The 19,101-nt window shown below is 63.8% G+C and carries 20 protein-coding genes; 6 read left to right on the top strand and 14 right to left on the bottom strand.

The genetic code is table 11. From position 1 onward, the window contains the following. Nucleotides 1-548: 548 nt before the first annotated feature. From G7079_RS07155 to G7079_RS07180, 6 genes are all read right to left on the bottom strand, one after another. Complete coding sequence (locus G7079_RS07155; RefSeq protein WP_166056649.1) at nucleotides 549-1,739, bottom strand: class I SAM-dependent methyltransferase; 1,191 nt, start codon at nucleotides 1,737-1,739, stop codon at nucleotides 549-551. Nucleotides 1,740-1,742: 3 nt separating this feature from the next. Continuing rightward, nucleotides 1,743-2,834 (bottom strand): hypothetical protein, encoded by a 1,092-nt coding sequence (locus tag G7079_RS07160; protein ID WP_166056650.1) that lies wholly within the window; start codon nucleotides 2,832-2,834, stop codon nucleotides 1,743-1,745. Then, nucleotides 2,828-3,016, bottom strand: coding sequence for a hypothetical protein (locus tag G7079_RS07165; RefSeq protein ID WP_166056651.1), 189 nt, complete (start codon nucleotides 3,014-3,016; stop codon nucleotides 2,828-2,830). The genes G7079_RS07160 and G7079_RS07165 overlap by 7 nt, the downstream gene beginning before the upstream one ends. A gap of 227 nt (nucleotides 3,017-3,243) precedes the next feature. Continuing rightward, nucleotides 3,244-5,067: an asparagine synthase-related protein gene (locus G7079_RS07170; protein ID WP_240906276.1), complete on the bottom strand. Its 1,824-nt coding sequence runs from the start codon at nucleotides 5,065-5,067 to the stop codon at nucleotides 3,244-3,246. Between the two features lie 106 nt (nucleotides 5,068-5,173). Next, nucleotides 5,174-5,611 (bottom strand): lasso peptide biosynthesis B2 protein, encoded by a 438-nt coding sequence (locus G7079_RS07175; RefSeq protein ID WP_166056653.1) that lies wholly within the window; start codon nucleotides 5,609-5,611, stop codon nucleotides 5,174-5,176. Between the two features lies 1 nt (nucleotide 5,612). Further along, nucleotides 5,613-5,906: a PqqD family protein gene (locus tag G7079_RS07180; protein WP_166056654.1), complete on the bottom strand. Its 294-nt coding sequence runs from the start codon at nucleotides 5,904-5,906 to the stop codon at nucleotides 5,613-5,615. Here G7079_RS07180 and G7079_RS07185 point away from each other — a divergent pair. Together G7079_RS07185 and G7079_RS07190 are read left to right on the top strand one after the other, a co-directional pair. Next, nucleotides 5,888-7,636: an ABC transporter ATP-binding protein gene (locus G7079_RS07185; RefSeq protein ID WP_166056655.1), complete on the top strand. Its 1,749-nt coding sequence runs from the start codon at nucleotides 5,888-5,890 to the stop codon at nucleotides 7,634-7,636. The genes G7079_RS07180 and G7079_RS07185 overlap by 19 nt on opposite strands. Nucleotides 7,637-7,775: 139 nt before the next feature. Beyond that, nucleotides 7,776-8,861, top strand: coding sequence for an MraY family glycosyltransferase (locus G7079_RS07190; RefSeq protein WP_166056656.1), 1,086 nt, complete (start codon nucleotides 7,776-7,778; stop codon nucleotides 8,859-8,861). Nucleotides 8,862-8,866: 5 nt separating this feature from the next. Here the strand turns inward: G7079_RS07190 and G7079_RS07195 are convergent, their stop codons facing one another. Continuing rightward, nucleotides 8,867-9,718, bottom strand: a complete 852-nt coding sequence (locus tag G7079_RS07195; RefSeq protein ID WP_166056657.1) for a hypothetical protein — start codon at nucleotides 9,716-9,718, stop codon at nucleotides 8,867-8,869. Between the two features lie 148 nt (nucleotides 9,719-9,866). On the opposite strand from G7079_RS07195, the gene G7079_RS07200 reads away from it, so the two are divergent. Beyond that, nucleotides 9,867-10,286 carry a hypothetical protein gene (locus G7079_RS07200; protein ID WP_166056658.1) on the top strand — a complete coding sequence of 140 codons (420 nt, stop codon included), beginning with the start codon at nucleotides 9,867-9,869 and terminating at the stop codon, nucleotides 10,284-10,286. 105 nt (nucleotides 10,287-10,391) lie between these two features. On the opposite strand, the gene G7079_RS07205 is transcribed toward G7079_RS07200, so the two are convergent. Both G7079_RS07205 and G7079_RS07210 read right to left on the bottom strand, forming a co-directional pair. Further along, on the bottom strand, nucleotides 10,392-11,018 hold the full coding sequence (locus G7079_RS07205; RefSeq protein ID WP_166056659.1) for a TetR/AcrR family transcriptional regulator: 627 nt from the start codon (nucleotides 11,016-11,018) through the stop codon (nucleotides 10,392-10,394). 11 nt (nucleotides 11,019-11,029) lie between these two features. Beyond that, a complete protein-coding gene (locus tag G7079_RS07210; RefSeq protein ID WP_166056660.1) occupies nucleotides 11,030-11,287 on the bottom strand; it encodes an acyl-CoA-binding protein in 258 nt (85 codons plus the stop codon). Between the two features lie 150 nt (nucleotides 11,288-11,437). On the opposite strand from G7079_RS07210, the gene G7079_RS07215 reads away from it, so the two are divergent. Next, a complete protein-coding gene (locus G7079_RS07215; protein WP_166056661.1) occupies nucleotides 11,438-13,432 on the top strand; it encodes an SDR family oxidoreductase in 1,995 nt (664 codons plus the stop codon). A gap of 53 nt (nucleotides 13,433-13,485) precedes the next feature. Here G7079_RS07215 and G7079_RS07220 read toward each other — a convergent pair whose 3' ends face one another. The 3 genes from G7079_RS07220 to G7079_RS07230 all read right to left on the bottom strand — a co-directional run bounded on the left by G7079_RS07220 (nucleotide 13,486) and on the right by G7079_RS07230 (nucleotide 16,504). Beyond that, the gene (locus G7079_RS07220) at nucleotides 13,486-14,439 is read right to left on the bottom strand and encodes a restriction endonuclease (protein ID WP_166056663.1); all 954 of its coding nucleotides are present in this window, start codon (nucleotides 14,437-14,439) and stop codon (nucleotides 13,486-13,488) included. Nucleotides 14,440-14,598: 159 nt separating this feature from the next. Further along, nucleotides 14,599-15,153, bottom strand: a complete 555-nt coding sequence (locus G7079_RS07225) for a phasin family protein (RefSeq protein ID WP_166056664.1) — start codon at nucleotides 15,151-15,153, stop codon at nucleotides 14,599-14,601. A gap of 64 nt (nucleotides 15,154-15,217) precedes the next feature. After that, complete coding sequence (locus G7079_RS07230; protein ID WP_166056665.1) at nucleotides 15,218-16,504, bottom strand: patatin-like phospholipase family protein; 1,287 nt, start codon at nucleotides 16,502-16,504, stop codon at nucleotides 15,218-15,220. Between the two features lie 86 nt (nucleotides 16,505-16,590). On the opposite strand from G7079_RS07230, the gene G7079_RS07235 reads away from it, so the two are divergent. Beyond that, complete coding sequence (locus G7079_RS07235; RefSeq protein ID WP_166056666.1) at nucleotides 16,591-17,322, top strand: hypothetical protein; 732 nt, start codon at nucleotides 16,591-16,593, stop codon at nucleotides 17,320-17,322. 2 nt (nucleotides 17,323-17,324) lie between these two features. On the opposite strand, the gene G7079_RS07240 is transcribed toward G7079_RS07235, so the two are convergent. Then, the gene (locus tag G7079_RS07240) at nucleotides 17,325-18,125 is read right to left on the bottom strand and encodes an FHA domain-containing protein (RefSeq protein ID WP_166056667.1); all 801 of its coding nucleotides are present in this window, start codon (nucleotides 18,123-18,125) and stop codon (nucleotides 17,325-17,327) included. An 86-nt stretch (nucleotides 18,126-18,211) separates the two neighbouring features. On the opposite strand from G7079_RS07240, the gene G7079_RS07245 reads away from it, so the two are divergent. Beyond that, on the top strand, nucleotides 18,212-18,484 hold the full coding sequence (locus G7079_RS07245) for a polyhydroxyalkanoic acid system family protein (protein ID WP_166056668.1): 273 nt from the start codon (nucleotides 18,212-18,214) through the stop codon (nucleotides 18,482-18,484). Here the strand turns inward: G7079_RS07245 and msrQ are convergent. Beyond that, nucleotides 18,456-19,067, bottom strand: coding sequence for a protein-methionine-sulfoxide reductase heme-binding subunit MsrQ (gene msrQ / locus G7079_RS07250; protein WP_240906137.1), 612 nt, complete (start codon nucleotides 19,065-19,067; stop codon nucleotides 18,456-18,458). The two genes, G7079_RS07245 and msrQ, sit on opposite strands and share 29 nt — an antisense overlap. Between the last annotated feature and the right edge of the window lie 34 nt (nucleotides 19,068-19,101).

Consider the following 19,101-nt stretch of genomic DNA (forward strand, 5'->3'; position numbering starts at 1 on the left):
CGAGGCAACATAGCGCGGGTCGCGGTACAGCACGCGCATATCCGCACTGCGGCCAGCAGCTTCCAATTCATCCGGTGCAAGCGGCTGGCGATGGATCACCGCACGGCTGCTCCAGTCCTGCGGTGCGCCGATCGGTGTTTCCGCGGCCTGCACCCAGCCGATCCCGGCAATGCCCAAAGCCAAGGCACCCGCGATCCTGCATCCAACATGCTTCATGGTCTTCCCCCTGTGAGGTGCCCAACGTGCGGCACGTCCATATGATATCGCCAACTGCATCACAAATCGTTAGTGAAATATTGACGTCGCGTGCCGTTCATGAACTTAAATCTAGGAGCTTCGCGGATTTGTCGTGATTTCCATCCAGGGAATCGATTGACGGTATCCAGGGCGATGCCGTTTTCACGAACCAATGCGGGGTTAGACGGATTGGGGGCTGGGGCGCGGTTGCCCATGAATCGTCGCGATGGCCTGCGCGCTCCTGCGGCCTATCGTCGGGATAGGCGCTCGACACAGCATGCTTCACGCATGCGCGGCTCAGTCGGGGGCGGTCAATCGCGGCGTGGTGCGTGCGCGGGATCCGGGCCGTATTGGCCCGAGACGCGCGTGACCCATCTTAGGGCGACATGTTTCGTCGGGAACCTGCCGGGGAACCGTGCCTGGATTGCCTCGGCGATGTCACCCAGCGGCTGCGAAGTCGCCATGCCCTGCAGGATGGCAAGGTCGATCAGTCCGGTTTCCCCAAGTTCGGGCACATGGTCTTCCGCAGCCAGTCGCGCACGTTGTGCAACCGGCTTGGAATTGAAGGTCGATTGCCGGAAACGTGCCTTGGGCGATCCCGTGGCGGAGGTGATGCTCGTATCCCATTGATAGACGGGTGCGTCGTCCATCGTCACTGCCGCCAACCTGACCTTCGCCATGTCACCAGGTTCCAGCGCAACCTCCCGCTCGAGAGGGAAGAATGCGCGGCCATAGGCGATCGAAGGCAACAGCGGCGTGTTGCTGATCTGCAAGCCTTCGCCCAGTTCGGTATCGAACCAGACATAATAGCCGTGCATGGTCGTTGGGCGCTCGATCGTCCACTCGGCACTTCCGCGCAGGGAGGAGGTTTCGACGGTCATGTAGTCAATGTCGCCCCAGTTCACCGGCGTCCCCAGGAGGCTGGTTGCGTCCACCGAATCTCCGCGAACTTTCCACCAGCTGTTGGCGATCCAACGTCGCGCGGCACTGAAATCCACGCCATATTCGTTGTTCTGCCAAGGCTTGCGCACAGAGTCGTACTCGGCATCGGCGCACGCAGGCGCCACGTACATCCGATCGCGGTGGGGCAACAGCATGCCACCGGGCTTGAGGTGGCGGGTGCGCGCGTCCTTCAGTGATTCGATGTTGCGCTTGTAGAACGGCAGGGTGCCGTGCAGGTCGCCGATCACCACATCAACGCGTTCCGGCAAATCGATGTCCGTGGACAGGCCCTGGATCCACTGGATACGATCCGCGTTGATGTTGTTCGCCGCGCACAGGCGCGCTATTTCGATAGCGTCGTCGGGCTCGATGGCGTAGATGTGGGCCGCGCCCTGTTGCGCGGCGATGAAGGCGAACAGTCCGGTGCCGGTGCCGATGTCGAGCACGGCCGATCCGGGTTTCACCGCGCGCCTCAGCGCCTCCACGTAGGGGCGAGTGCGCCGCTGGTCGATCACCATGCCGCCATAATTCGAGATCGTATAGTCGTTGAAACTGGGCATGGCTCAAGATCCGGAGGCTGGCGTGGGCGCATGCGCTGCGGTGGCGATGGGCATGGCCGATACATGGGCTTCGATCAGCGACGCGACGTCCGTCATCGCGTCGTAGCGGCGCGGATAGGCGAGGCGGCAGGCAGGCAGCATGCGAGCCACTTCGCTGCACATGTGCAGATGGGTGGCCATGCGCCGTTTGTCGCCCGGGTCTAGCTGGAATGAATGGCGGATCAGGGCCAGGCAGCTTTCGGCGGCCGTCATCGGGGTGAGGGGCGCCGCATTTGCAGGGGCGGCATTGTCCAGCACCAGGAATCCATCGATCGGAAGCGTTGGCAAGCCGGTATCGACGGCTTGCGGGACTACGCGCTGCTTGGAGGAATAATGGGCCATCGGCCGCATGTCGGTGCCTGCCGGATACAGCGCTTCGATGCTGTCGGGCAGCAGGCGCAGGCTGGGATAGGTGGGCGTTGCAAGCGCGAGGCTGCCATCCAGTTCGACCAGCGTGCAGTCGTCGGATCGCAGGGTGTGGCCACGTACTGCAAGGAAACCGGACAGCGTAGATTTGCCGGCGCCGCTCTTGCCCAGGATCAGCACGCATTTGCCACCGATGACCAGGGTGCTGGCATGCAAGGACAGCATGCCCTCATGTGCCAAGTAGCGCGGCAGCACCTGGTCGATCAGCAGGTGCTCGAGGGTGGCGTCGTCGGTACTGGCGTTGCGCTGGATGATGCTGATGCGCGAGGCATGCGGTTGCAGCAGGAAGTCTGCGAGATCCGGGAAGCGGAGTAGGTAGCCGTCGCCTTGGCGAGCCAGCGAGAGGACGACGGCGTTGTCGTCGGTCCAGTGGTGGTGCCAGCTTTGTGGCTCAAATAACTGAGGCGCTTCGACGATTTCGATCGTCTTGCCTACGGCTCTTGCCATCGCATAAGCAAGTGAACTCAATGCCGTTTCACTGGCGATCCACCAAGGGCCGAATTGCAGTTTGGGATGCGGCAGACGAGGTACGCCAGATTGGTCGAGCGGAAATTCACGTGCGGCATGGAGCGTTGTTGCAGCGGACGTTGGCGAGTTGCTCGAGGCCCGCCTTTGATGGGCGCTCAGCACATATTGAAAGTGTTATTGATGTTGCCGTTGCAGGAGCCATTGTTGCCGTCCGAATCCTCAGCGCCAACCATTGATCCGGTTTCGGTCAATGCCCGGATATCACCCAGTATTGTCAGCATGGGGCGCGCGTAGTTCAGGCGAATGACGGCGTTGTCTGATGTATTTGCGGTGATCTTGTCCAAGAGGCCCCCTGTCGGTTACATCGGATGCGATGCGTGTGTGCAGTCTCAGCGCAATCTTATTACCTTTCCAGTCTATTTGTGAGCCAGATCAAGTTTTACCCTAAAATGCCCGAGAAGGTCGTTCAGGATTCGGCGAGGCGCGATTGATTCGCGTAGTGCCTGATGCGTGTTTCTGCGCTTCGCATGCTTGTTGCGGAGATGCATCGTGTGGCCCACCCCCTGCCGTTTCAGCGACACGTGCCAAGTCGGGACGCAAGCCATTGATCCAGAAGCACGATTCGCAGCATTGTTGGGGTGTTCCGCCAGTGTTCGGCTGATACTTGCAGCTTATTTGACGCCACGTATGCGGCAACCGGGGATGTCTGCAACTGTTCCGGCAGTGGAACCGGCAGGCCTTGCAGTAAGGTTGCGCTGAATGTGGCGCCCAGGTGTTCCTTGCCGGGTCGCCACAGCACCTCGGGCGGCAGCAGGTCGCGCATCGCCTGCCGCAGAATCCATTTGGGACGACCGTCCCGCAGCCGCAAATGCCAAGGGACGCGTGCCTGGAAGGCGATCAGGTCACGATCCGTGAAGGGTGGCCGTGGTTCGATGCCGAAGTGCGACGCGATCCGGTTGTAGCGTTCGATCCCGGCGGTGATATAGGCCACGCCCAGGCTGCTTTGCAACTTGGCATCTGGGCTGAGCTGTGCGTGTTGGGCGATGTTCCGGCGGTAGCGTCGGAAACGACCTTGCAGGTCGACGCGGATCGTGAATGCGGGATCGATCAAGCTGGCTTTGACCAGCCCCGCAAATTCCTTTCGCTCGCTGCGGATATGCCGGACCTGCATCAGTCCCTCGGCCAGCAGGCCACCAGGCAAGCGCATGGCAGCCTTCAAGCCAGCCCAGCGCGGACTGGAATACGCCGCGATGTACTCCCGCTTCACCTGCCAGGCCGCACGCCATTGTCCGCGGCGCACCAGTGCGTGGTCGTAGCCGGCGGTGGTGAAGAAATTGTCCGCCGGCACGCCGTCCATCAGGCTGCGAACGCCTGCCCGCGACGCCGAATGGAACACGCTGGCACCCAGAACCATGGTGCCGTCGAAGGGTTCCCCCATGCGCTGCCACCATTCAAGCAGGACGGGCGCGAGCGCATCCATGTCCTTGAGGTCAGTCAGGTGTCCATTGCTGTGCGTAGCGGCAAGCACTGCGTGGACTGCAGCGGTTTCTGCGCAGCCCGGATCCCGCGAGTTGATTGCGGAAAAGCTCGGGAATCGTGGTTCGTCTGCTTGCTGCCGCAATCGACCGGCAAGCGCCACTACCGAGGAGGAATCCAGCCCGCCGCTGAGCATCGAACCCACCGGGTGCTGGCTGCGCAAGCGCAGTTGAACGGCGCGCTGCAGTTGCTCGCGTTGGGCTTCGATCCATTCGTCGTCTGTCGTGGGTAGCCCGGTCAGCTGATCCTGTAGCGGATGCCAATACTTGTCCTGCCGTAGTCGGCCATCGTGCCACTCCAGCGTGTGCGCCGGCGGCAACCGCTGGACGGACAGGAAGAAGGTTCTGGTGGCGTCGATGCCTTCGGTCTCTCCGATCAGGGCGTCTGCGATGCGGCCTTCATCAAGGTTGCGGTCGATGCCGCCATGGGCGAGTACCGCATCCGCGCTGGACGCGAAGGCGATCAGTTGTCCGGGTCGATGATGCAGGTAGAACGGGCGCACCCCCATCGGGTCGCGTGCGCAGAACAGGCGGTGCTCACGCGGATCCCAGAGGGCGAAGGCGAAGTCGCCACGAAGTCGATTGGCACAGTCGCGCCCCCAGTGTTGCCACGCGGCGTGCAGGAGTTCGCCGTCGCCGATGGTGTCCGGATGGCCGTTGATGCCGAGTGCGCGTAACAGCTGCAGCCGGTTGTCGAGGCGGGAGTCGGACACCACGACGCACCCGGTCTGCGAGTGCTGCCAAGGTTGCGGAATGCGGGATTCCGGGGTGGTTACCAGCAGTGTTCGCCCAAGTGCCGCGTTCTCGCCTCGCCAGGCATGGCTACCATCGGGGCCACGTCGCTGCAGGGTGGCGAGCATGGCATCGACACGCGTACCCGCTGCCGGTGCGCCATCGAGATTGATGAATCCGGCGATCCCGCTCACGGGATCGGATCAATGGATGGGGCGGGCACGCGCTGCCGCTTCATGCGCGATCACGTTTCAGGAAGGGCGCATGAACAAGCGCTGTTTGCCCCAAGGCCTTGCCGTCGAGTTCAACCCACGCATGTGCATCGAATCGCCCTTGTTCGCGTCGTCCGCCGAGGCGTAGTTCAGGAGCCAGTCCCTTCCTCCGCAGCTGCCAGTAAACCAGCAAGGCTTGCGGCAAGCAGTTGGTGGAGAGCGGTCCGTGGGCGCCAGCCAAGGTGGTGAGCTGGGCGAGCCGTTCAGCGGATTGCACGTCGTCTGCCGTTGCATTGCGAATGCAGGCGTGGCGGCTTGTGTGTTCGATCAGGCGCAGGGTGCCGGAATAGCCGCGCATCGACAGCAGCGACGACATCATCGGCAAGCTGCACAGCACGAGCAGGAATTGCCGGCGCTCCGGGGCGGGCAGTCGCAGCCAGCCTTGCAGCCTTGCGCCCACTTCACTCGATTCGGATCAGGCCGGCATCAAGCAGGTCGCGTGCCAATGCCAGCAGGTCGCTTTCCAGTTGCGCGGCGTCGACATCGTATTCGCGCAGCAGCTGCTCGAATGCTACTTGCATGCCCGGATCGTGGCTGACCAACTCCCAGAAGCGTGTGCCGACGGCATCCAGCCCGAAATAGCGCTCGCTGGCCAGGTCCAGGATCACGGCCTCGCCATTGAGTTCCTGGAACAGGACGTCATCGGGAACCGTCACGCGGCTGGATAGAGTGACGTTTGCGGTCGTTGCGGTCATGCTTCCACGCGATGCTGCGGGGCTTACAGACTAGGCGAGGGCGCATGTTCGGTAAAGAGGAGGCAGGGAGGGCGGACGGATTCCCGCTGTTGATGGCGCTGCTGCGTCCACGGCTCCCGGTCTTGCTGGTGTCGTTGGCCCTGATGCTGGTGCAAAGCATCGCGACGCTGGCCCAGCCTTGGCTGGGCGGCGTGCTGACGGATCGCCTGTTGCTTGGTGCCGGCGTTGGTCCCTTGTTGTGGGTGTTGTTCGGCCTGATCCTGGCGCAGCAAGCCCTCGGTTATCTGGTCTCGATCCAGTTGCAGGCAGTATCCGGGCGTTTGGTATCGGACGCCGGCAGTCATGTGTACGAGCACTTGCAATCATTGCCGATGAGCTGGCATCACGAGCGGCAACGCGGCGACGTGCTGGCGCTGCTCACCGGTGATGTCTACCGTCTTGGGAATTACGTCACCGGGACGCTGGTTCCGTTGGTGCCCTTGCTCTTCACTTTCGTTGGCGCGCTGGTGATGATGTTGCGGGTCGCACCGGCGATCGCGATCGCCGTTGGCGTGCTGATGCCGGTTTTGTTCATTTTGTTGAAGCTGGTGGGTCGCCGATTGCGGCCGCTATCGCATCTGGCGATGCAGGCTTGGGCCGACCAGGCCGCCATGGCGGAGCAAAACCTCTCGATGCTTGCGGTGATCAAGGCATTCGCCACGGCTCCGACAGAGGCAAGCCGTTATTCCGCACGTGTCGAAGACGTGCGTGAGATCGATCTCCGTCGATCAAGGCTGGAAGGCGCCATCGCCCCCGTCGTTCACGTGCTTGGCGCAGGCGCGATCCTGTTGCTGCTGGGGACGGCTGGCCACTTTGTCGCGCGCGAGGAAATGCGCATGGGTGAGTTGGTCAGTTTGCTGCTGTATGGATTGGTGCTGGTGAGTCCGGTCAGTCAGCTGGCGCGCGTTTATGGCAGCACGCAAGCAGCGCGAGGCACGGCGCAGCGCATGTTGACCGCACTGCAGGCGGTGCCGGAAGCGGATGAAGGCGCGCGCGATTTTGACGGCGTGCGCGGGGAGGTGACGTTCGAGCGCGTCGATTTTCGCTACCCAGGGCGACCAGTCCTGTTGCAGGGATTCGATCTGCGCATCGCGGCCGGCGAGACGGTGGCATTGACGGGCTCCAATGGCGCGGGAAAGAGCACGTTGATGCACTTGCTGCTGCGGCTGGTCGAACCTGGGTCCGGATGCATTCGCATCGACGGCATCCACCTGCGCGATTACCGCTTGCCCGCCCTTCGCGAGGGCGTGGGCCTGGTCGCGCAGCAGGTCATGCTGTTCAACGCCACGGTGGCGGAGAACATCGCCTATGGCCATGCTGGTGCTGCACGCGAGCAGATCGAGGCTGCGGCGCGCGCTGCCCGTGCCCATGATTTCGTCACGGTGCTGCCGCTAGGTTACGACACCGTCGTCGGTGACCAAGGGGTGAAATTGTCTGGCGGACAGAAACAGCGCATCGCATTGGCACGCGCCTTGCTAAAAAATCCTCCTATCCTGATCCTTGACGAAGCTACCGCGATGTTCGATCCCGAAGGCGAAGCTGAATTCATTGCTGAATGCCACGACGTGATCAAGCAACGCACGGTGATCCTGATCACCCATCGCCCGGCCAGCCTGGCCTTGGCGGATCGGGTGTTGAGGCTGGAGCAGGGACGGTTGGTGGCTGCGGTTACGCTCGAAGGCGGCACATGAGAACTGGAATCATTCAGGTGGTAGTGATGCCCGTGGGTGCGCCCCATGCATGCTCGGCTGCCACCGCGGCAGGCAATGAGCACATCGATTACGGGAATTCGAGGGCCGGCATTTGTTTTCGATAGGGGATCTGAACACGGTGGCAGCCATCGTTGCCTTCGTCGCCACGGTGCTCGTTGTTGCGCTGTTGTTGCCGTTGGCGCCGCGCCTTGGATTGATCGATTTGCCGCAAGGCCGCAAGGATCACATGCATCCGACCCCGGTGGTCGGTGGCATCGCGATGCTCACCGGCAGTGCAACGGCAATGTTGTTCGTTCCCGGGGAAAGCCCTTCGCTGTGGGCATTCATGTCCGCGGCTTGCGTGATCGTGGCCGTCGGCATCTACGACGACCGCCACGACCTGCGCTGGTTCTGGCGATTGGGCGTGCAGATCCTTGCGGCGCTGTTTGTGGTGTATTGGGGCGGGGTGCGCGTGCAGCAGGTGGGGCCGTTGCTCGGCGTGCAGTCGACGGGCTTGGGTTTCCTGTCGGTACCATTCACGGTGTTCGCCACCGTCGGTTTGATCAATGCGATGAACATGATCGATGGTTGCGACGGGCTGGCGGGTTCGCTGGCATTCGCCGCATTGGCGATGTTGTGCGCTGCCGCCATGTACGCAGGCAACTTGCTGTTGGCCGACCGCACGCTGGTGGTGGCGGCCGCTGTTGCGGGCTTCCTGCTATGGAACCTGCGCTTCCCTTGGCGTGGCCGCGCGCGTACCTTCATGGGCGACGCCGGTAGCGGCTTCCTCGGGCTGGTGATTGCCTGGGTGGCATTTCGCCTGACCCAGAACCCGGGGCACCCGGTCAGTCCCGTGCTTGCGCTTTGGTTGCTGCCGATCCCGGTGATGGATTGCCTGTCGCTGATCGTTCGCCGACTGCAGGAGAAGCGTTCGCCGTTCGCCGCAGGTCGCGACCACATCCACCACCTGATGGCTGATGCGGGTTACAGCCCGATGCAGGTCGTGTTGTCGTTGACGTCGTTCAGCCTGCTGGTCGGGTTGCTGGCGGCGATCAGCATGCGAATCGACGTGCCGGATCATGTCTTGTTCGGCGCTTACCTGGCGATGTGTGTGGGTTGGTACTTGCTGACCCGTCGTCGCGAGCGAGCCGTCCGTTTCTTCGTTGCCTTGCGAGGCGCGCGCCGCGCCGCGGAGACCACCGAAGTCACGGAATCAGGATCCTAGGCGACTTACTCCAGCTGCTCTCGCGCATACGTCGCATCCAGCGCTTCCATCGCGTCCAGCGGCTTGCACTTGGCAGCCTTCTCGTAGGCTGCAGCTGCCGCGTCTTCGTTCTTGTTCTCGTCCAGCAGCAACAGCACATTGCCGTGTTCGACATGGGCGATGGGCGAGGCTGGGGTCAGTTTCAGCGCTTCCTTGATGTGCTTCTCGGCCTCTGCAGCCTTGGCGCCATAAGTCAGGCCGCCGATCATCGCGCCGATCTTGTTGATGATCTCGGCGTGGTACAGCGCCAGCGCGGTATGCGCTTCGGCATGCTTGGGTTCCAGTTTCAGCGTGGCATCGAGCGAGGCGCGTACCTTGCCCGCGATGCCCATCTTCAGCGCCTTGCCGATGCTCAGGCCCTGGCTGTAGCGGCCCAGCGCGAAGGCGTGGCGGTAATGGCAGTTGGCTTCATCCGGCAGCGCCTTGATCGCGGCTTCGGCAAGCTTGCCAGCTTGCTCGTAGCGCTTGAGTTGTTCGGCTTCGTCGTCGACCAGATACGTCGTGTGGATGCCGATCGCCTTCACCGCGACCGAGGCGCCAATCGGGCCGAGTTTCTCGCCGGCATCGAACGCGGCCTTGAAGTCGCCGTGGTGGAAGGCGCGCCATGCGTCCTGCAACGCTTCGGCCAATGCATCGGCATCGAGCTTGGGCGCGGCCTTGCCGGCGGCCTTCAGTAGCGCGGCGGCGCGCTTGGCATCGGGGAAGGGTTCGCAGTCGCCGGCATGCAGCTTGGGCCAGGCTTTCTTCAACGCGTCGTCAGCGTAGGCATAGGCCTTGGCATCGTGCGGAAAAGCGGCCCAGTTGGATTTGGCTGCCATGCGGATTCCCCTCGGTCGTCGATGTCGTAGGCGTCCAGCATCCCGCCATGCGCGTGCGCTGGCAAGGGGGATCGGTAGTGTGTTTGCTCGACAGGGCGACGGCAGGCTATGCGTATCGAATACCCCCTCGTCACCTACGGAGCCTGTCATGGCCGCCATCAAGAAGAAGCCGACCCGCAAGCCGAAAGCCGCCGCGCTTGAACCGACCCCACGCCACCTCTGGCTGGCGTCGCTCGGCATGCTGGTCGCTGCCCGCCGCGAATCCAAGGCTGCCGTGCAGCGTGCGACCAGCAAGGTCGAGAACACCGTCGCCGATGCGCGCTACGCGATCCGTCGTGCCGAAGCCGACCTGCGTGCCGGCGTCGATGGCGTGCGCAGTCAGGTTGAGCCGAAAGTGCAGAAGTTCAGCCACGACGTGGAGGCGCGTCTGGCGCCGATCGTCGCCAAGCTGGGCCTGAAGCCCAAGGCCAAGCGTGCGCCGCGCAAGGCCCGCAAGACGGCCGTCAAGACCACCCGCCGTGTCGTGCGCAAGCCGGCCAGGCAGGTTGCGAAGAAGGCCGCGAAGTAATTCCACCGATCTCCTGTCGGTGTTACGGCAACGCCCCGCATTGCGGGGCGTTGCCGTTTGCGGCATGCGCGAATCGTGCGGGCGGACTGCGCCTGCGGGATGCGATCAATCGAGGTAGGCGCGGGTCAGCGTGTTCAGGTGCACGCGTTCGGCATCGCGCAGGAACGGCGCGATCAGCATCATCACCTGGACGATGCCGTCGCGGATCGAGGTGCGCTCGTCCTTGTCGCCACGGGCCGCTGCGTAGTTGAGCCAGAATGTGGCGATCACCAGGATATTGGTGGCCGCAGCGTCCACTTCATCGGCCGACGCGCGCATTACTTCGGCTTGTACCAGGCCGCGCATGACCTGGTGGGCCTGTTCGTCCGCGCGTTTGAGGATGCGCGCGAAGCGCATGCGCAGGCGGCGGTTGCGGGTCAGGATGTCGACCAGGTCGCGGTACAGGAAGCGGTAGTCCCAGATGCACTCGAACACCAGGTGCAGCTGTAGCCACACGTCCTCCAGCCCGGGCAGGCGGCCTTCCGGTGCGGTCAGGGCGGTATCCATGCGCTGTTCGTAACCGCCGAACAGCTGCTCGATGATGTCGTCCTTGTTGCGGAAGTGGTAGTACAGGTTGCCCGGGCTGATCTCCAGCTCATCGGCGATATGGTTCGTGGTGACGTTGGGCTCGCCCTGCGCGTTGAACATCGCGAGTGACGCATCCAGGATGCGCTGGCGGGTTTGGCGGGCCATCGTCGCCTCGCTTACGCGGTGAGTTTCTTGACCAGGTCGACGTACTTCTTCATCGCATCGTCCTGGCCGGTGCCGGCCAGCTTGGCCCAAGCTTCGTACTTGGCAGTGCCGACGAAGTCGAAGAAACCGGGCTTCGGCCCGCTGACGTCGCCCTCGGCACCTTGCTTGTACAGGGCGTACAGACGCAGCAGGGTGTCGTTGTCCGGGCGCTCGGCCAGCGCGTGCACATCCTTGGCAGCCTGCTCGAACTTGGCCTTGAGATCGGACATCGGTGTTCTCCTCCCTGTGGAGTTGGCATCAGAGCATGTGCCCCGGGAGGGGTCAATACGCAGGGGAATTGTTTGATGGCGCGGCCTCTGGCAACGTAGCGTCTACAGGGCGCGTGTCGTGCCTGCAAACATCTGGAAGGGGAAGCGCGCATGAGCTATTTCGTGACCGGCGGCACCGGGTTCCTGGGCCGTTTCCTGATCGGCAACCTGCTCAAGCGCAAGGGCGCGATCTACGTGCTGGTGCGCAAGGAGTCGATGAAGAAATTCGAGGCCCTTGCGAAGAAGCAGGGTTGGGACGCCAGCCGGGTCATCGCGGTAGCCGGCGACATGACCGCGCCGAAATGCGGTTTGACGCCGTCGCAGGTTCGCACGCTGTCGGCGAAGAAGATCCAGCATTTCTTCCATCTCGCCGCGATCTACGATCTCACCGCCAGCGCGGAGGAGCAGCGTGCGGCCAATATCGACGGCACCCAACACGCGCTGGATCTCGCGGCGGCGCTGAAGGTGGGCTGCTTCCACCACACCAGTTCGATCGCCGCCGCCGGCCTGTACCCGGGCGTGTTCCGCGAGGACATGTTCGAGGAAGCCGAGGGGCTGGACGATCCCTACCTGCGTACCAAGCACGATTCCGAAGGACTGGTGCGCGACGAAAAGCGCATCAAGTGGCGCATCTATCGCCCGGGCATGGTGGTGGGCCATTCGCAGACCGGCGAAATGGACAAGATCGACGGCCCGTACTACTTCTTCACCTTCCTCAAGAAGCTGCGCGAGATGTTGCCGCCGTGGATGCCGACGCTGGGCATCGAGGGCGGGCGCATCAACGTGGTGCCGGTGGATTTCGTCGTCGATGCGATGGACCACATCGCGCACAAACCGAAGCTCGATGGCCATACTTTCCACCTGACCGATCCGGAACCGATGCGTGTTGGCGAGGTGCTGAACACCTTCGCTCGCGCCGGCCACGCGCCGGAAATGACCATGCGCATCGATGCGCGCATGTTCGCCTTCGTGCCGGGCGGGATCCGCATGGCGGTCGGCAACCTGCCACCGGTCAAGCGCTTCGTCGGCATGCTGCTACGCGACTTCAAGATCCCCAAGGAGGTGCTGAAGTTCATCACCTATCCGACCCGTTTCGACAACCGCGAAACCGAGCGCGCGCTGAAGGGCAGCGGGATCAAGGTGCCGGCGCTGGAGACCTACGCCTGGCGCCTGTGGGATTACTGGGAACGCCACCTGGATCCGGATCTGTTCATCGACCGCACGTTGAAGGGCAAGGTGCGCAACAAGGTGGTGGTGATCACCGGCGGTTCCTCTGGCATCGGCTTGGCAACTGCGCAGAAGGTGGCCGCTGCCGGTGCCATCACCATCATCGTGGCGCGTGGCGAGGAAGAACTGTTCAAGGTGCGAGACGAAATGAAGGCGACGGGCGGCAAGGTGTTTGCCTACACCGCGGACCTGGCAGAAATGGCTAGCTGCGATGCATTGGTGAAGCAGGTCCTCGAAGCGCACGGCCATGTCGATATCCTGATCAACAACGCCGGTCGTTCGATTCGCCGTTCGATCGAGGCCAGCTACGACCGCTTCCATGATTTCGAACGCACCATGCAGCTGAATTACTTCGGTTGCATCCGCCTGATCATGGGCTTCATGCCGACCATGACCCATCGCCGCAAGGGCCACATCATCAACATCAGCTCGATCGGCGTGCTGGCCAATTCACCGCGCTTTTCCGCCTACGTGGCGTCCAAGGCCGCGCTGGATGCCTTCAGCCGCTGCGCGCAGGGCGAGCTCTCGGGCAAGGGCATCAGCTTCACCACCATCAACATGCCGCTGGTGAAGACGCCGATGATCGCGCCAACCAAGATGTACGACAGCGTGCCCACGCTCAGCCCGGATGAGGCCGCCGACCTGCTGGTCAAGGCCATCATCGAGAAGCCAAGCCGTATCGCGACTCGCCTGGGCATCTTCAGTGCGTTGGTCAACGCGGTCGCGCCGAAGGCGTACGAAGTGGTGATGAACACCGCGTTCGAACTGTTCCCGGATTCCGCCGCGGCCAAGGGCGACAAGGCTGCGCTCAAGGGCGAGGCGCAGCCGAGCAACGAGCAAATCGCGTTCGCCTCGCTGATGCGCGGGGTGCATTGGTAATCAGGTGATTCCGATGCGCGATGCCAGTTGGCATCGCGCATCGGTCGATCGACTCAGTACGATCGACACTGCTTGAACCGTACCGGCTTCTCGCTGCCTTGCGGCGGCTGTAACTGCACGCGCGACGGGGCGAGCTCTGGATAGCGTTCCAGTAGCGGGCAGAGCGCGCTGCTGGGATCCGCCGCTTCCGATGCCAGATAGACCAGCAGGGTCGATTGCGTCGACCAGACTGCGCGGTCAACGCCGGGCAAGGTGGAGATCGCGTTTGCGGTTTCGCTGCGCCGTCGTTCCAGTATTGCCGGGTCGGAAGGAACGGCTTGCTGTTCGGCGGTTGTGGTCGAGGCTGTCGTGGCGGGCGCGGATCTGGCTGCAGTAGCCGTCACGCTCCCATCGACTGCCGCCTCCGTCGAGGGGGGCTGTATGCCTTGCACGAGCATCCAGGTGACCGCTGCCAAGACCGCCGCGCCCGACCAGGCAATCGTCGCGTTTTTCTTCTCGGTTTGAAGGCCCGCCTGGTGCGAGATGTCGTCGTCGATGAAGGGCTTCACCTCTGGCCACAGGGTTGCACCGTCGATGAGTTCCACGTGCTGGCGCTTGGCGACACGTTTTGCCTCTTCGTCGAAACGGCCGGGGGTTACCACGATGGCCATGTCCGCGCCGCGCAATTCTGCTGATTTCCCCAGCCCCAGGATCGGTTGCGTACCAACCACGGAAGCGTTGCCGTATTTGCACGACAACAACGTGAGTTGCCCATCCCGGCGCAGGAGGATGTCGCCGCCATCGGTGGGCAGGCCGTCCGCGGGGCCATCCTTGTCGCGAACGGTCTGGTATCCACGCGCATGCATGGCCTGCAAAACCAGTTTGGCGAAATCCCGCCAACGCAAACCCGCCAGGTGCGCGAGGCCCAGCTTCAATTCGTTGCTGTTTGCCGGCTGTTTTCGCAGCAGGACATTGGCGGCAAGACCCGCCAGCACGAACACGATCAGGGCGATCAGGAACGAAAACATGCTGCCGTCCAGTGGCGAGTCCGATACGGGAACTATAGTCTCGAACGCGACTTGGCGATGAGACCAGCCAACACTGCAGGCAAAAAAATGCCCGCCAGTCCGAATTCGCAGGGGGAGGGGAGCTAGCGAAACGGCGGACTGACGGGACTTGGGCGGTGCTTATTCGTCGGAAGACTTGGACGCGCGCTTGCTGGTGGCCTTCTTCGCGGTTGCGCGCTTGGCGGGCGCCTTCTTGGCGGCGACTTTGCGCGGGGCCTTGGCGGCCTTCGGTGCGGCGCCGCCGTTGGCCTTGCGCAGTTCCTCGGTCAGGCGTTCGACGCGCGCGGTGAGCGCGTTGAGATCGTCGCGGCCGGGCACGCCAAGCTTGACCAGCGCGCGCTGCACGCGTTCCTCGAACACCTTCTCCAGCTTGTCCCAGGTGTCGACGGCGCGCTCGCGGGCCTGGCCGACCTTGCCTTCGACCGCATCGCGGACGAAATCGGCGCGGGCGCCGGTGAACTTACGCGCGGTCTGCTCCAGCGACAGGCCGTCGCGGACCAGGCTTTCGAACAGCTTGCTGCCTTCGGCCTGCGCGCGGTTGAACGCACCCATGCCGGCCAGCCAGATCTGCTGCGCGGATTCGGTGATCGACTTGCCCAGGCGCTCGGCCTGCGCCTTGCTGTCCTTCGCGGCGCCGGCGGACTTCTTGTTTGCGGTTTTCTTCAGCTTGGCCATGTGCCCTCCAACGGGCGCAACGAGAATGGATTGCGAAGCAGAATGGCGTTCTTGTCTAGAGCATTCACACCATGCGACGGGATTGCGTGCGACGTCTTTTGTGCAGCGAATGTTCGATGTCGTCGAGCGCACGGCCAAGCACGGCGGTGGTTTCCGTATTGCGCGCCGAAGGCGGCAAATGGGCCAGGATCGAACGCGGCCGATCGGCGATCACGTCCTCGCGCAGGGTGATGCCGTGGCGCGCCAGCACCGGCGCCAGCACCTCGCGGCGGTTGCGCAGGTCGGCCAGGGTGTTGCGGTAGGCGAGTTGCGAAATGCGCCGGCGTGCGGCGAAGCTGAAAACGTTGGTGTAAAACAGTTCGCGGTCGGCGGCATTGGGCTCGAACACCAGCTGGTCGATGTCCGGATACTGCTGCGCATAACGCGCCAGGCCGACCTGCATGCGCGACTGCAGCATCGTGCGCAGGGTCTGCGAGAGCACGCCGGGTAGGCCGCCCTCGGCGATGCGGCGGTCACTGAAACGGTGCGATTCCGCTTCGGTATCCGCATCGTTGCCGGGGTTGAACGGCACCAGCGGGTTGATGCCGAGCATCAGGTCGACATCGCGGTCCAGCACCACCGAGGCATGCATTGTGCGGCGTAGCGCACCATCGACGAAATGCCGCCCGCGCCCGCTCTTGTCGAAAATTTCGACCGGCGGGTACAGGCCGGGCAGGGCGGCGCTGGCCTGCACCGCCTGCGAGATCGGCACGTCGTCCCAGCCTTCATCGCCGAAGCGCACCGCCTCGCCGCTGTCCAGGTCCACGCCGATCACGTACAGCGGGCGCGACAGCTTGCGGAAATCGTTGCTGCGGCCACGGCGGCTGAACACGTCGCGCAGGAAGCGTTCGACCTCGGCGTTGTCGAACAGGCCGGTTGGCACCAGGCCGCCGATGCGAGTGACCAGATCCGACCAGCGCGAATCGCCGCGGCCGAACCACAGGTCGTGGGTGAGCTTGGCAGCCAGGCGTGGAATCGACGCCGCCCGACGCACGTATTCCAGCAGCGCCGGGCGCAGGAAGGTTTCCGGACGGAAGGTCACATCCTGGCTGTCGCCGCTGATGAAGATGCGGCACAACTCGGCGGTGTCCATGCGGTTGGCCAATCCAGCGGCGAAGAACGCGCCGGAGCTGACGCCCACATAACAGTCCAGCCGGGTCAGGTCGAGGCCGTCGCAGGCCTCATCGAGTGCGCGCAACGCACCCAGTTCGTACATCGCGCCGATCGGGCCGCCACCGGCGATGGCCAGGCCGATGCGCGGCGCACCACCACGATTTGGACGGGAGTGTTCGGCGGCGTGCAATGACAGCATGCAAGGGACTCGTGCGGGACGCGGCCGAGTGTAGCGGAGCGCTACCGAGTATTGCGTCGATTCGCCCGGCTGCCGACACTTCATGCATGCCTGCCAGTCGCGAACACGCCAAGCCCGACCCGAGCGTGCGCCTTGCACGGCGCCTGACCTGCCACCAGGCGCTGTACGACCCGGTGCGCGAGCCGCGCAATGCCTTGCGCTGGCTCAAGCCGTTGCAAGCCTGGCAGGCGCAACGGCTGGAACGCAGTTTTGCGGGTTTCCTGCAGGATCCGGCGCGGCGGCCGGCGGCACGCTTCTTCCTCACCGATGTGTATGGCGACCACGATTTCACACGTCGTGATGCCGACATCGCGCGGGTGATCCCGATGATGCAGACGTTGCTGCCGGCGGCGTTGCTGAAGACAGTGGCGGACGGCATCGAGCTGGGCGCCCTGACCCACGCGTTCGACCTACGCATGGCCGAAGCCCTGCAAGCGTTGGCGGGTCGCCGTCGCGCCATCGACGCGGATTTGTACGCGCGCGCGTATCGCGAGGTCGGCCTGCCGCGGCTGCGCATGCGCCAGATCGCCGTGATTGCCGAGGTGGGGGAAGGGCTTGCCGCCGCATTGCGGATGCCGGGCGTCGGCATGCTGCTCAAGCTGTCGCGATTACCGGCGAAGGCGGCCGGGCTTGGTGAACTGCAGGTGTTCCTGGAACGCGGTTTTGCCGCCTTCGCCGACCTTGGCGATGCACAGGCCTTCCTGGCCGATATCCGCCGCAACGAAACCCGGGTGATGCAGCGCCTGTTCGCGGGGGTTGCGGACCCGTTCGGCGGCTGAGTTCAGCGCGCACCGAACAGCAACAGCGCAGCCAGTGCCGCGGCCAGCAGGATCGCCGTGATCAGCAGCCATGGCATGCGCTGCAGCCAGGATTTGCGGGGGACGCTGGGAGCTTCGTCCGCATTGTCGGCAAATGCCGCGCGCAGCCGTGCGCTGGGCGAAGGGCCGGGAACCGGCGGTGGCGGGCCCTCCACCACGAACCGGTGCTGTACATCGAACGCGATCTGGTCGCCGGCATGCAGTGCAGCCTCGCGAACGCGCTGGCCGTTGACCAGGACGTCGGCATCGGCATCGCGCAACACGGCTTGCCCGTTCACCGCTTCGACCAAGGCGTGGCGTTCGGCGATGCCGGGGCCTTCGATGCGGATGTCGGCATCCTGCGCACGACCGATCCTGCGTGGCTTGTCCAAGCTGATGCTGCGGCCGTGGTGGGTGCCGCCCACGCCACGCAGAACCAGGCGCAGGTTGCCGATCGGATCGCGCTGGCCGCTATCGGCAGGCGGCAGCGTGCGGCCGTCGTTGGCGGCGGTCAACAGCAGCTCGTTGCCGTCGACGTGGATGCTGTCGCCGGCGCGCAGCATCGCCACGTGCTGCACCGGACGGCCATTCACATGCACGCCACGCAGTTCGTCGGCCACCGTCATCCAGATGCCGCGGCGGTCGTTGCACAACTGCAGCAGCCACGACTGCTGGTCATCCACCGGGCCAAGTCCGGTGGGCAGCCGCCCAAGCGCATGCACGCCCGCGCCAAGTGGCAGATCGGCTTGGTCGCCATCGCAGAATCGCAGACGCAGTTCGTTCATTGGCGGGAATCTAGCACGCCATCCAAGGCTGGTTGGCTGCTGCGAGGCGGGGCACAATGCGGCACCGTCCGACACATGCCACGCCCATGTCCCGCATCGACATCCGCCACCCCCATTCGCTGCCCAAGCCCAAGGCCCGCAAGGCGATCGAGGAAGTGGCAAAGAAGCTCGCCGAGAAGTTCGACATGGATTACGACTGGGACGGCGACACGCTGAACTTCTCGCGCTCGGGCGTGGAGGGCGCGATCGAGTTGGCAGCGAAGGACCTGCATGTCCACGCCAAACTCGGTTTCCTGACCGCGATGTTCAAGGATCCGATCGAGAGCGAGATCAAGCGCGTGCTGAAAGAGAAGTTCTGACCCGCTGGCGCTTCCAGACCCTCCAGCCTAGCAGCAATGCGGCGATGCCGGCATATAGCGCCGGTTCGCGGATGTCGGATTTGACCAGCCACCAGAAATGCAGCACCGCCAGCACGGCCACGGCATAGACCAGCTTGTGCAGGCGTGCCCAGTTGCGGCCAAGCCGCTTGATCCAGCCAGTCGTGGACGTGATCGCCAGCGGCACCAGCAGCAACCACGCGATGAAGCCCACGGTGATGTACGGGCGCTTCGCGATGTCTTCGAATACTTGCGTCCAGTAGCCGCGCAGATCCAGGCCCAGGTAGGCAGCGAAATGCAGACTGGCGTAGGCGAAGGCGTACAGGCCAAGCATGCGCCGGAAACGCACCAGTACATTCCAGCCGGTCAGCTGGCGCAGTGGGGTGATCGCTAGCGTCAGCATCAGGAAGCGCAGTGCCCACAGGCCAAGCGTATGTTCGATCTCGGCGACGGGATCCGCGCCCAGCACGTTGCTGCCGGTTTTCGCCACGCTCCACATCTGCCATAGCAGGATCGCCAGGGGCGTCAGCGCGGCGAGGTGGACGATGCCTTTCGGAAGCGTCAACGAGCGCATGCGGGGTGGGCCAGCCTTTGAGCGG

Source organism: Thermomonas sp. HDW16, from assembly GCF_011302915.1.
GTDB lineage: Bacteria > Pseudomonadota > Gammaproteobacteria > Xanthomonadales > Xanthomonadaceae > Thermomonas.